The 12,487-nt window shown below is 44.0% G+C and carries 9 protein-coding genes and 1 pseudogene; 5 read left to right on the forward strand and 5 right to left on the reverse strand.

Annotated elements, in window-relative coordinates; genetic code table 11:
• Positions 1–2: 2 nt before the first annotated feature.
• Positions 3–2,234: a GTP diphosphokinase gene (relA, locus tag C6H66_RS19585; RefSeq protein WP_105396458.1), complete on the reverse strand. Its 2,232-nt coding sequence runs from the start codon at positions 2,232–2,234 to the stop codon at positions 3–5.
• Between the two features lie 42 nt (positions 2,235–2,276).
• Positions 2,277–3,593 carry a 23S rRNA (uracil(1939)-C(5))-methyltransferase RlmD gene (gene rlmD / locus C6H66_RS19590; protein WP_105396459.1) on the reverse strand — a complete coding sequence of 439 codons (1,317 nt, stop codon included), beginning with the start codon at positions 3,591–3,593 and terminating at the stop codon, positions 2,277–2,279.
• 53 nt (positions 3,594–3,646) lie between these two features.
• On the opposite strand from rlmD, the gene C6H66_RS19595 reads away from it, so the two are divergent.
• On the forward strand, positions 3,647–5,998 hold the full coding sequence (locus C6H66_RS19595) for an ATP-binding protein (protein WP_105396460.1): 2,352 nt from the start codon (positions 3,647–3,649) through the stop codon (positions 5,996–5,998).
• On the opposite strand, the gene dgt is transcribed toward C6H66_RS19595, so the two are convergent.
• Positions 5,982–7,508, reverse strand: coding sequence for a dGTPase (dgt, locus tag C6H66_RS19600; RefSeq protein WP_105396461.1), 1,527 nt, complete (start codon positions 7,506–7,508; stop codon positions 5,982–5,984). The two genes, C6H66_RS19595 and dgt, sit on opposite strands and share 17 nt — an antisense overlap.
• Before the next feature lie 126 nt (positions 7,509–7,634).
• On the opposite strand from dgt, the gene mtnN reads away from it, so the two are divergent.
• Together mtnN and btuF are read left to right on the forward strand one after the other, a co-directional pair.
• The gene (gene mtnN / locus C6H66_RS19605) at positions 7,635–8,336 is read left to right on the forward strand and encodes a 5'-methylthioadenosine/S-adenosylhomocysteine nucleosidase (RefSeq protein WP_046395634.1); all 702 of its coding nucleotides are present in this window, start codon (positions 7,635–7,637) and stop codon (positions 8,334–8,336) included.
• A gap of 80 nt (positions 8,337–8,416) precedes the next feature.
• The gene (gene btuF / locus C6H66_RS19610; protein WP_105396462.1) at positions 8,417–9,247 is read left to right on the forward strand and encodes a vitamin B12 ABC transporter substrate-binding protein BtuF; all 831 of its coding nucleotides are present in this window, start codon (positions 8,417–8,419) and stop codon (positions 9,245–9,247) included.
• 81 nt (positions 9,248–9,328) lie between these two features.
• Here btuF and erpA read toward each other — a convergent pair whose 3' ends face one another.
• Positions 9,329–9,673 carry an iron-sulfur cluster insertion protein ErpA gene (erpA, locus tag C6H66_RS19615; RefSeq protein ID WP_036781943.1) on the reverse strand — a complete coding sequence of 115 codons (345 nt, stop codon included), beginning with the start codon at positions 9,671–9,673 and terminating at the stop codon, positions 9,329–9,331.
• Positions 9,674–9,991: 318 nt separating this feature from the next.
• On the opposite strand from erpA, the pseudogene C6H66_RS19620 reads away from it, so the two are divergent.
• Positions 9,992–10,779, forward strand: a pseudogene (locus tag C6H66_RS19620) (DUF1460 domain-containing protein).
• A 50-nt stretch (positions 10,780–10,829) separates the two neighbouring features.
• Positions 10,830–12,113 (forward strand): glutamate-1-semialdehyde 2,1-aminomutase, encoded by a 1,284-nt coding sequence (gene hemL / locus C6H66_RS19625; protein WP_105396463.1) that lies wholly within the window; start codon positions 10,830–10,832, stop codon positions 12,111–12,113.
• Between the two features lie 40 nt (positions 12,114–12,153).
• Here the strand turns inward: hemL and C6H66_RS19630 are convergent, their stop codons facing one another.
• Positions 12,154–12,414 (reverse strand): antitoxin, encoded by a 261-nt coding sequence (locus C6H66_RS19630; protein ID WP_105396464.1) that lies wholly within the window; start codon positions 12,412–12,414, stop codon positions 12,154–12,156.
• Between the last annotated feature and the right edge of the window lie 73 nt (positions 12,415–12,487).

The following is a 12,487-nucleotide window of genomic DNA, read 5'->3' on the forward strand; positions in this document are numbered from 1 at the left end:
GGTCAGTTGCCATGAAGACGTTTGGCTTCAATAACATCCGGTAACTGATTGATTTTCGCCAAGATCCGCCCCAGTACTTGCAGGTTATAAATCTCAATATTCATATCGATGGTAGCAATCTGCTGTTTTACATCACTACGGCTACTCACCCCAAGCACGTTCACCTTCTCATTCGCCAAGATCGTGGTGATATCACGCAATAATCCACTGCGATCGTTCGCAACAACACGCACAATCAGTGAGTAACCACTGGAATAGCTCTCTCCCCAAACCGCATCCACCACCCTTTCCGGCGCATTCGCCTGCAACTCCGCCAACTGTTCACAATCAACCCAATGGATAGAGATTCCCCGACCACGCGTGATAAAGCCGACAATCTCATCGCCGGGAATTGGCTGGCAACAACGGGCAATGTGATGCATCAAGTTACCCACACCTTCTACCACAATCCGCCCGTCATCTTTAGTAGAACTACGCTGAGGATGTGATTTACTCTCTAAATTGCGAAGCGCTTCCCGATCTGCATCCTCTGCGGTGGTTTTCTTGAGTTTGCTTTGTAAAAAATTAACTAATTGGTTAATACGGATATCACCAACGCCAATTCCCGCCAGTACTTCATCAAGTGTATGGACGTTATAACGAGCAATGAGCAACTTTTCCGCCTCTTTTAGGCTGATATCCAAGTGTTCCAGTTCGTTATCCAGCATCTGACGACCTGCGATAATGTTTTTATCCCGATCCTGTTTGCGGAACCAGTTATGGATTTTCGCCCGACCGCGGCTGGTGGTGACATATCCCAAGTTTGGATTTAACCAATCACGACTTGGGTTCGGGTGTTTCTGTGTGATGATTTCAATCTGATCGCCCATTTGTAATTGATAGCTGAATGGCACAATGCGACCACTGATTTTCGCTCCAATACAACGATGCCCCACATCGCTGTGAATATGGTAGGCAAAATCCAGCGGCGTAGAACCGGTAGGGAGATCAATAACATCGCCTTTTGGTGTAAATACATATACCCGATCATCAAACACCTGGCTGCGAACCTCGTCCAGCATCTCACCAGAATCAGCCATCTCTTCTTGCCATGCGATCAGTTTACGCAGCCATGCAATACGTCCTTCATATCCGGCACGACTGCCCGCCACCGCTCCCTCTTTATATTTCCAGTGGGCGGCTATTCCCAATTCTGCATCTTCATGCATCTGACGGGTGCGGATCTGAATTTCCAATGTCTTACCACTTGGCCCAAGCACTACGGTATGAATAGATTGATAGCCATTTGGCTTCGGGTTAGCAACATAATCATCAAATTCATCCGGCAAATGACGATAGTGAGTATGTACTATCCCCAGCGCCGCGTAACAATCCTGCAAACGTTCAACCACAATTCGCACAGCCCGAACATCAAACAGCTCATCAAATGCCAGTGATTTTTTCTGCATTTTGCGCCAAATGCTGTAGATATGTTTAGGACGCCCGTATATTTCAGTAGTAACGCCCTCCTTGAGCATATGCTTGCGTAATGTATTGACAAAGTGATCAATATACTGCTCACGATCAATTCGGCGCTCATGCAGTAATTTCGCAATTTTTTTATATTCATCAGGATGGAGATAACGGAAGCAGTAATCCTCAAGCTCCCATTTAAGTTGACCAATGCCTAGTCGGTTAGCGAGCGGCGCATAAATGTTGGAACACTCTTTCGCAGCCAGTACGCGCTCATCTTCAGTCGACTCTTTAACTTCCCGCAAATGGGCGATCCGCTCTGCCAATTTGATAATGACACAACGAAAATCTTCCACCATTGCCAGTAGCATCCGGCGCACATTATCAACCTGTACAGAGCAGATTGAATCGTGATGAGTGGCTTTTAACTGGCGAATGGCGTCCATTTCCATAACGCCTTTCACCAGATTGGTAATTACACTGCCAAACGCCTCGGTGACGGTTTGATCGTCAAGTAATTTAGCTTCCATCAACGGGAATAGTAGCGCAGCACGCATGCTGTCATTATCCATACTTAGCGTAGAGAGGATCTCAACCATCTCTACGCCACGCCATAATAGAAGTTCTGAATCAGGATGATTTTGCGCTTTTTCGTGACAATAACGCCAGGTTTCGGCTAATTTTTCACCCAATTGAAGATTCGCTACATTTAAACTAGCGATCCACCTGTTTACTGCAAACTCTCCCGCAGGGGTTAAATGAGCACTTCTTACCGCAACCATAATCTCTCCCGATTACTTCATAGCTTCTATCCAACCATGATCTTAACGACTAAATAGCGCCATTGACTCCAGATGGCCTGTATGCGGAAACATGTCCAGCATCCGCACACTGATAATTTGATAGCCAGCCTCAAGCAGAATCTTACTGTCCCGCGCCAATGTTGTTGGATTACAAGAGACGTAGACCACTTTTTCCGGGGCTAATGCAACAATGTGTGACATGACTCCTGCCGCACCCGCACGCGCCGGATCTAATAAAACCTTGTTAAACCCCAGTTTCGCCCAGGGTTGATGATGTATGTCAGCTTCCAAATTCTCATGGCAGAAAGATATGTTATCCAAATTATTTAATCTGGCATTATATTGCCCATTAGCTACCAGCGTGGCAACCCCTTCGACTCCGACCACAGATTGCACTACGCGACCAATAGGTAAGGTAAAATTCCCCATTCCACAGAACAGATCGAGCACCCTGTCATTCGGTTGTAAATCGAGCCACTCCATCGCCTGAGCAACCATTTGTTGGTTCACCTGATCGTTAACCTGAATAAAATCTCTTGGACTGAAAACCAGTTTCAAGCCACCTACCTGATACCAAGGTTCCGGCGGTTGATTCAGTGATTCAAGTGAGGTTTCATCCGCTGCCAGATAGACAGCAACGTTATGTTGCACGGAAAATGTGCATAGTTTCTCTTTATCTTCCCGTTTCAAGGGATCAAGATGGCGCAATATCATCAATGGACCATTATCTGCTAGCACCAACTCCACATGTCCCAACCGTTTAACCGCTTTCAAGTTATTCAGACACTGAGATAATGGCTGCAATAACTGTTCCAATTCAGGTCGCAAAACAGGGCACTCTTTTATAGCAACTAATTCATTAGATTGATTTTGACGAAATCCCATCACCAGTTGGCGCTGCTTTACTTGATAATGTAAACCAAGCCTTGCCCGACGCCGATAACCATATTCGGGACCGAGAATCACCGGCTTGGCAGAAACCGTTACACCGGTTTCCCGTCTAATCAGATGTTCGAGGACGCTGGCTTTACTCTCACGTTGTAAATCAGGCGCAACATGTTGTTGCTGACAACCGCCACATACTCCAAAATGCGGACAACGGGGATTTACACGATATGGACTGTCAGATAGACGCTTAACCAACTTTGCTTTTGCAAACTGACGCTTCTCTTCCGTTAGTTGTACCTGTGCTTGTTCACCGGGCAATAATCCGGCGACAAAAATAGTTTTACCCTGATGGCGAGCTACACCCTGCCCTTGGGCATCCAGATTATCAGCAGTAACTGTGATGATATGTCGATTTACTATTCGGCGGTTGGGGGAATAAAATTGCACCATGATTCTTACGGACTATGAATTATTAAGTTCTTATTTTCCCACAATGGACGATTATGACCAAATATAGCTTACGCATCCGCATGATGAGCCTGATCCTGGTTCCCATTTTACTGGTTGGCATGTTTTTCAGTATCTCATTCCTCTGTTATCACTATCGTGAACTGAAAAATCAAATTGTTCGATCTGGGATCAGTATTATTGAACCCCTTTCCATCGCCAGTGAAATTGGTATAAACCTGCACAACCGTGAACGTGTCAACTCATTGATAACCCGGCTTCATCGCAGAAATTCTGAGATAGTTCGGGCGATTGCCATTTTTAATGATGATAATCAGCTATTTGATATATCAAACTATAAATACAATGCAGCTCAACTACAGATCTCGCCAGATATGCCGCTGCCAACCACCCTGACAAAAACGGAGGTTAAAAATAGTATTATTTTACGCATACCCATTATTTCAGAACACTATTTGTCCCAGAATCAGCAGCATGCCGACGCCCCATCTTTACATCCGATTGGTTATATCGCTATTGATCTCGATTTACGGTCAGCTCACTTACAGCAATATAAAGAAATCGTTATTTTTATATTACTATTACTCATTTGCCTCGGTTGGGCATCGTTGTTCGCCTACCATTTGGTTCGTAAGATCACGAAGCCAATCAGCGATATCGTCAGTACTGTCGATAGAATTCGCCAAGGACAATTAAATAGCCGTGTCAATGGGAAATATTTTGGTGAATTGGATACACTGAAAAATGGCATTAACGCAATGGCCAAATCGCTTTCCAGCTATAAAGAAGAGATGCAAAACGATATTTATCAGGCAACGTCAGATCTTCGGGCAACAATGGAGCAATTCGAAATTCAGAACGTTGAGCTGGCAATAGCGAAAAAACGCGCTCAAGAAGCAGCCAGAATAAAAACGGAATTTCTGGCAAACATGTCTCATGAATTACGCACACCACTTAATGGCGTCATTGGCTTCACCCGCCAAGCACTGAAAACACCTTTAACAATACAGCAAACTGAATATCTGTATATTATCGAGCGTTCCGCTAATCATCTACTGAACATTATCAATGATATACTGGATTTTTCACGGCTTGAAGCGGATAAATTGGTATTGGAAAACATTCCATTCCTGCTACAAGATACGATTGATGAAGTTATGGTGTTACTGACACTCAGCGCCAAAAGTAAGAATATTCAGCTAACTCACCATGTTGATCCCCAAATACCGAATCTGGTCGTAGGCGACCCTACACGCCTCCAGCAAATATTCACCAATATCATCGGTAACGCGATTAAATTCACTGACCAAGGTTCTGTGGAGATAAATATCAATCTGCTACAACAGAAGCACCATAAAATCAATTTAGAGATTACGGTCAGCGATACAGGTATTGGTATCAGCCCTGAACAGCAACCTCATCTATTTCAGGCTTTTCATCAAGCAAATGCCAGCATTTCCCGCCGTTATGGCGGCACCGGCCTCGGTCTGGTTATTACACGGAAACTGATCCAAGAAATGGGCGGAAATATCAGTTTTACCAGTGAGCCGAAAAAAGGTTCTGTTTTCCGTTTTGATTTATGGCTAGGAAAAAACGATTTCATTCTAACCGGCTCGGTTGTACCACAAAAGACGCTTATCCATCCCCCACGTTTACCGATGACCGTCATGGCCGTTGACGATAATCCAGCTAACCTCAAACTAATAGGCTCATTACTGGAAGAAATCGTGGAAAAAACCGTGCTATGTAGCAGTGGAGAAGAAGCTTTGCAGTCAGTAACCGCTCACCATTTTGATGTTATTCTGATGGATATTCATATGCCAGGTATGGATGGCATCTGTGCTTCCGACCGCATCCACCAGCTACCGCAACACCGCAGTACGCCGATCATTGCGGTTACAGCCTATACTTGCCGACCAAAGAGCGATACAGATCAATCGCCATTTGAGGATTTCCTGACCAAACCTCTTGATGAAGATCGCCTGAGATCGGTGTTAAATCGCTACGTTAAGACGCCAAAATCACAACATATTAACTGGTCATTAGCTCTACAACAGGCAATTGGAAAAGAACAGTTAGCTACAGATATGTTGCAAATGTTGGTAGATTTACTGCCAACGATTAAAACAATCACAGAAAAAGTTTTGTCAGGGGAAACGGTGGAAGATTATCAGCAGCAGCTCCATAAACTACACGGTAGCTGCTGTTATAGCGGCGTGCCGCAACTTAAAGCCCTCTGCCAATTAATTGAACAACAATTACAACAAGGCGTTCAATTAACAGATATAGAACCCGAATTGTTGGAACTAGCAGATGAAATTGATAATGTCCTTACCGCCGCTAAAAAAATATTGAGTAGCGGCGAGAACATCAATTGCACACAATAAATTTGCGATACTCTTCATAAGCATAATTATCTGTCATGCCACTGATGTAATCCTGAATAAGACGAGCGCGATAATAGAACTCCATCAGCTCTTTTTCAGATTGATCAGTGGCAACAATTTTCTCTACTGCTTCACCATAAGCGAGACGATGTTTGGTGGAAAGTTTGTGTAACAGCCGGGTTTCCATAAAATAATCTTTGTGAAAATTGCTCTGGTTCAGTTCCACAAAATCCTGACGAGACATCTTCAATAACGGATAATAAAAATCCAATAACCCATTGATGATTCGGTATCCCTGCAACTCTAATTTTTCAATCTCTGGATGATTAAACACTCTCTTACAAGCAATGTTTTTCAATGTTCTAAGTAACCGATGCTCCTCGCTCTTATCTTCAAGTAGCGCTTGATTAAATGAACCCTCAAAAACAGCCGGCAGATGATCAATAAAACGACGAGCAGTGTAAGGCACAAGTTTGCCGGTAATATAAACCCGCAGATACATAAAAAATTGGTCCTGCTGACTTCGACGTAATTCGTTACCGTGAATTCCCTTGTACGCCTTTCTGACCGTTACGTCGAATAGATCCCCGGCCCGATGACCGCCATTTTCTTGCCACTCCTGTTCCAAATATCCCATCAGGGTATCGACGCTGAAAATCGCTTTTTCAACAGCATCATCCAAATCAGCAATGCAATAAGAGATATCATCTGCCGCTTCCATAATATAAGTCAGTGGGAAGCGACAAAATTCACCCATTTTAAGCTCACGACGTAATTCGCGCACAAAATGCGCTTCCGACCAATAAAAACCCGGTTTTTTCATCAAGTAATTAAATTGATTTGGTGTTTCTTCAAGACGAAAAGCAGGACAAGTATATTTTAGAATACAGCCAACTTGGGCATAAGTCAGATTGAGTTTTAATAAGCTATGCACCATTCGGATAGCTTGAGCATTCCCTTCAAACTGACACAGATCTTTACGCAACTGGCGACGAAAGCGATCTTTTTTCACATCACCACACAAACGCAATGAGGGTATTTCACATTGATCTTCCCGCTTAATATTTTCCAGGGAAAAATTAAGGTCGAGTTTTCTGGCAAACCAATCTTTAATTGCCGCTTCACCAAAATGACCAAATGGCGGATTACCAATATCGTGCATTAAACAAGCCATTTCAATCAAACTTTCAAATGATAATAGCCGTTTGTCCAGCCCGTAATCGGCCAGCAAATTACGCGTTCTCAATTCATTAATAATCGTTTTTGAAATATGGCGTCCAACCTGTTGCACTTCTAATGAATGCGTCAAGCGACTGCGGACAGCGGCATTATTTTCCAGCGGAAAAACCTGTGTTTTCTGCTGTAAACGGCGAATAGCCGCTGAATTCATAATCCGCCCACGATCGCTTTCAAACTGGCGAATAACCTGTTCTTCATCATTAGGATCAATATGATACTGACGGTATTTACGCTGATAGTTAAGCTTCTGACTAAAGTCTATCCCGGACATTTATCCCCCGACTTGTGAGATAGCACTGTTTTACATCACAGATTATCTGATTGTTCCGAATTCAATGTTAAACTCAAACACGAGATGATTTTATATGATTAATTAATCAACAGCGAGTATGACATCATGAAAGTAGGCGTGATAGGTGCTATGGAGCAAGAAGTGACTTTACTGCGCGATCAAATTGAAGATTGCCAAACACTGTCACGAGGTGGTTGCGAAATCTATACCGGTAAGCTCAACGGCGTGGAGATCGCACTGTTAAAATCCGGTATTGGTAAAGTTTCTGCCGCAATTGGTACAACTTTGCTGCTTGAACATTGTCAACCTGATGTGATTATTAACACTGGATCAGCCGGCGGCCTTGATCCGAAGCTACAAGTCGGTGATATCGTGGTATCCAGCGAAGTTCGCTATCATGACGCTGATGTCACCGCGTTTGGTTATGAACCCGGTCAAATGGCGCAATGTCCTCCGGCTTTTGTGGCGGATGACCAACTCATTGCTCTGGCGGAAGAGTGTATTCGTTCACTGAATCTGAACGCAGTACATGGACTGATTTGCAGCGGTGATGCCTTTATTAATGGCGCGGAACCACTGGCGCGTATCCGGGCGACGTTCCCACAAGTGACCGCGGTAGAAATGGAAGCCGCAGCGATAGGGCATGTCTGCCATCAATACAACACTCCGTTTGTCGTTGTGCGTGCTATTTCTGACGTGGCAGATAAAGAATCTCATATCAGCTTTGATGAATTTCTTGCCGTGGCAGCCCGTCAATCTACATTGATGGTCAACGCAATGCTGACAACGCTGAGTAAAGATAAATAATATATTACTGACACGCCCTGATTAATATTTTCGGGCGTGTTTGCGGGCAACATATTTCATGTTTTAAAGAGCGCACATCGATGAAATGGATAAAAAGCACGGGTTCAATTGGATTATTGCTTTTACTGTTTCTCGGTAGTTTCAGCCATTTTCTGTATGCCACTCCCTTACGAGTAATCAGTTTATCTCCGTCAACCACTGAATTAGCCTACGCCGCCGGGTTAGGTGACAATTTAATTGCCGCCAGCGCCTACTCTGATTATCCCCCTCAAGCCCGTAAACTTGAGCAAGTAGCTAACTGGCAAGGCGTCAATCTGGAACGCATTATTACTCTTAAACCTGATCTGATTCTGGCATGGCGCGGAGGTAATCCCCAACGTCCACTGGAACAACTTGCTGCTTTTCGCATTAAAATCTTTTATTCCGATCCCTCCACCACCGAACAGATAGCGCAGGATTTAGAACGGCTCGCTGAATATAGTCCTCACCCAGAAAAAGCAAAAAAATCCGCGACTGAACTTCGTCAACGATTTGCCAATTTGCAACAAAAATATGCCGCTACTACAACCCCCAAACCGGTCTTTTTACAATTCGGCACTTATCCTCTGTTTACCGCTTCAGGACAAACACTGCAAAGTGAAGTGCTTTCAATTTGTGGCGGCAGAAATATTTTTGCCGACAGCCCCGTCCCCTGGCCCCAAGTCAGTCGGGAGCAAGTACTCATCAGGAAACCTGAGATAATTGTTATCAGCGGCGGGCAAGAACAGGTCAGATTAATTAAAAATTTCTGGCATCCACAATTACGCGCCAAAGTGATTACATTACATGAAGATTGGTTTCATCGCGCAGGACCGCGCATCATTCTGGCAGCCGAACAGCTATGCCGGCAATTGAACGATGATGGTTCCTGATAAATCAAAATTATTTGAAAGATGACAGGAATATCCCGCAATAACATTCATAGACCTGTCATCGCGGGATATTCCCTAGAATCAAATACTGAAAGAAGAGCCGCAACCACAGGTTGTCTTCGCATTAGGGTTGGTGACGATAAAACGTGAACCTTCCAGACCTTCGGTATAATCCACACAACCACCTACCAAATATTGCAGGCTCATCGGATCAACAACCAACTCCACCCCCTGCTTCTCAATGGTCATATCACCTTCATTTATTTGATCATCAAAGGTAAAACCATACTGGAAGCCACTGCATCCTCCACCGGTGATATAAACCCGTAAACGCAAGTTTGGGTTTTCTTCATCCGAAACCAAGATTTTCACTTTGTTAGCGGCAGCATCCGTAAACTGCAAAGGTAATGCGATATCATCGCTCATCATTTTTACTCCAGACTGGAACCCGGCAAAGATATTTAGAAGACAACAAAAATTTGCCGATCATTAATAACTCGGATTATCCAATACCTGATTGGTTCGTTCAAGTTTTGTCATTTTGACAACACACCAACCGCCAAAAAATTATCACACCTGTAGCTTACTATTGCCAGCCTGTTACGATAGCCCCAAAGGACATTAAGCCGTCACTATAGTTAAATCCTTAGTCAATCAATTAGCAATAAGAAGGAAAAATATTGATTTATCATCATGATTAGTTACTTTATTGAATATTTTTCAAAGTAATCACATGGAGTTCCTATGCGAAAAATGTTACCACTGATGCTTGTTGCCGCGCTGGCAAGCTGTGCTACTCATAGCAAACAAGCCGATATTGACAGCTATACCGCGAAAAAAAATTAATGAAATTATAGACAACCAGGTAAAACCGGGAAATAAAGATAATCCAGGTGAAATAATAAAAAAACGTCTCTTATCAATTCCTGGGCACACCTTATGCCGCAAACAAACTTATTGGTTCCCCGACTGAACCCGAAAAATTAGTGATAGATTTTAGCGGGTTAGACTGTTTTACTTTTCTTGACTATGTAGAATCGCTAAGGAAATCCAACGACCAAAATGATTTTGTAAAAAATCTCATCCAGACAAGATATATCGACGGAAAGATTAGCTTTTTGCAAAGAAAACACTTCTTTACAGATTGGTCAACCAGAGAAAAATTAAATGCCAAAGATGTAACGGATGAAATAAGTCCTTCTTACATAACAATCACAAAAAGCCTAAATAAAAAGGCTGATGGTAGCGAATATATCCCCGGACTGGGTGTCACCAAAAGAGAGATCAAATATATTCCAGGCGATAAGGTCAATGATGCCGTTATTAAGAACTTAAAAACGGGCGATTATATTGGAATATATACCCATCTTGCCGGGCTGGATGTCACACATACAGGGATTTTTATTATGACGGATCATGGCCCAATGCTGAGGAATGCATCCTCACTTGCTGCGAATAAAAAAGTTGTCGATTCACCATTTCTTGATTACGTAAAGAATAAACCCGGAATTATCGTTCTAAGAGCATTATAATCCGTGGGGCAAACGGCAAATCCACTTAAAACTAGATTCAGGAGCCTTTCATGAGCCAATCCGACATCCTCTATTCTCAGGCAAAGCAACTTATTCCCGGCGGCGTCAACTCTCCGGTACGTGCATTTAATGGCGTTGGCGGTACTCCGCTGTTTATCAAACATGCTGATGGCGCTTATCTCTATGATGTTGATGGTAAAGCCTATATCGATTATGTCGGTTCCTGGGGGCCAATGGTGCTGGGACATAACCACAGCGCTATCCGCAATGCCGTTATCAAAGCCGCAGAGCAAGGGTTGAGTTTTGGCGCCCCCACCGCCGCCGAAGTGGAAATGGCGCAATTGGTGACTGAACTGGTGCCATCGATGGATATGGTGCGCATGGTTAACTCAGGCACCGAGGCGACCATGAGTGCTATCCGTCTGGCTCGTGGTTATACCAACCGCGATAAGATCATCAAATTCGAAGGTTGCTATCACGGCCACGCTGATTGCTTGCTGGTGAAAGCCGGTTCTGGCGCGTTGACCATCGGCCAACCAAACTCGCCTGGGGTTCCGGTTGATTTTGTCAAACATACACTGACCTGTACCTATAACGATTTGGACTCCGTGCGAGAAGCATTTGAAAAATATCCGCAAGAGATCGCCTGTATTATCGTCGAACCGGTTGCGGGCAATATGAACTGCGTACCGCCACAACCAGAATTCCTGCCCGGTCTACGCACGTTGTGTGATGAGTTCGGCGCTTTGTTGATTATCGATGAAGTGATGACCGGTTTTCGCGTCGCCCTATCCGGCGCACAATCTTATTACGGTGTCGAACCCGATATAACTTGCCTTGGCAAAATCATTGGCGGCGGTATGCCCGTTGGCGCTTTCGGCGGGCGTTATGAAGTGATGGAGAAATTAGCGCCAATTGGCCCTGTTTATCAGGCAGGAACCCTATCCGGCAACCCGATTGCGATGGCTGCCGGCCTTGCTTGTCTGAAAGAAGTGTCTCAACCCGGCGTTCATCAACGTTTGACTGAACTAACAGATAATCTGGCTGCTGGCCTGACGAAAGCAGCAAAAGAGGCTGGCATTCCTTTGGTAATCAACCATGTTGGCGGGATGTTCGGTATTTTCTTTACTGATGCAGAAACCGTCACTTGCTATCAGGATGTGATGAATTGCGATATTGAGCGCTTTAAACATTTCTTCCACCTGATGCTTGATGAAGGGGTTTATTTAGCGCCTTCCGCATTTGAAGCGGGTTTTATGTCTATCGCTCACACTGATGAAGATATTCAGCGTACTGTTGATGCGGCCGCTCGCTGCTTTGCCAAGCTGAAATAATTTCTTTTTTTCAAATAACAGCGCCGTATTTTTACGGCGCTTATTCTTTCCATCCTTCGAATGGATCACAAGATTGTTCTTGCTGACACCGCTCATCTTTACTCAGAAAATCATTAGGAACAGTTGTTCCCCTCAATGCCGCAAAAAATCCGGCCCAATCGTGTGGCTTACAGGACAGTATTACATCTCCTGTCTCAGGATCTTTTCGAATAAAAACTTTATCAGAATCAAACCGATAAGCTGCTGGCAGGCGTACCGCTTGACTCTTCCCATCCATAAACAATTTAGCTTTATGGCTCATACAACCTCTTGATATTGACTGGAATATCCCAAATCCTATCACAGATCTTGATACATAAATCAAAAGAGATTTG

The organism is Photorhabdus hindustanensis (genome assembly GCF_002968995.1).
Classification (GTDB): Bacteria; Pseudomonadota; Gammaproteobacteria; order Enterobacterales; family Enterobacteriaceae; genus Photorhabdus; species Photorhabdus akhurstii.